The organism is Streptococcus sp. 4155 (genome assembly GCF_013276695.1).
Taxonomy (GTDB): Bacteria; Bacillota; Bacilli; order Lactobacillales; family Streptococcaceae; genus Streptococcus; species Streptococcus pseudopneumoniae.
Genome location: NZ_VMLM01000130.1, coordinates 1 through 731 on the forward strand (window position 1 = coordinate 1; position 731 = coordinate 731).

At 38.3% G+C, this 731-nt stretch carries 2 pseudogenes; one reads left to right on the top strand and one right to left on the bottom strand.

The features are described from left to right. Window positions 1-413, bottom strand: a pseudogene (locus HT715_RS11545) (IS630 transposase-related protein); the annotation flags it as partial. Between the two features lie 39 nt (window positions 414-452). On the opposite strand from HT715_RS11545, the pseudogene HT715_RS11550 reads away from it, so the two are divergent. After that, window positions 453-599, top strand: a pseudogene (locus HT715_RS11550) (choline-binding protein A); the annotation flags it as partial. Window positions 600-731 lie beyond the last annotated feature (132 nt).

Sequence of the window (731 nt, forward strand, 5' to 3'; positions counted from 1 at the left end):
CTGTTTCATCAATATATACGATTGGTAAATCGTTTAGGTTATCCAAAATATCAAGAAACTCAGCGACTTTCTCTGGGTCTTGTTCCTTAAAGCTCGTCATCTTTTTTTGAAGTGACCTTCATCTGCTTTAAAGCTGCCCATACTGAAGGGACAGCACAATTAAAATGTGCCGCAATTTCCCGTAAAAAAGCATCTGGATGAGCCTCTACAAAGGCTTTCAATTCCTCTAAAGGAATCTTTCGGTTTTTGACGACTCGCTTTTTCCTCTCTAAGTGTCCTTGTTCACGTAAGTTCTTTTTCCATGTGAAGAGAGTTCTGACGCCGACATCAAAAACCTTGGCTGCCTCGACATGGCTGTGCCCCTCTTTGATGTAATCTAATGCTCGCTGTTTAAAATCTGTACTATATGCCATAGCTTTATTATAACATGCTTGTTTGAAACTAAGCAACTATATTACCTAAAAGACTCAGGTGCTATGTTAACAGGCTGGGTGAAAGATAGCAGATATTGGTATTACCTTGCTTCAACTGGTAAGATGCTTCACAACACCTATACACCTGGTGGTTACTGTGTAGATACCGGTGGCGCTTGGAAATAATCTAAAGTATACATTTTATTCCTTCAGCTATTAGTGTACATGCTCAGACTAAATGTTATCAGAGCTACAAAAAAACTAGATAATAATACGAAAAGCGAATCGAAACAATGAATTCTGTTTTGTTCGCTTTTT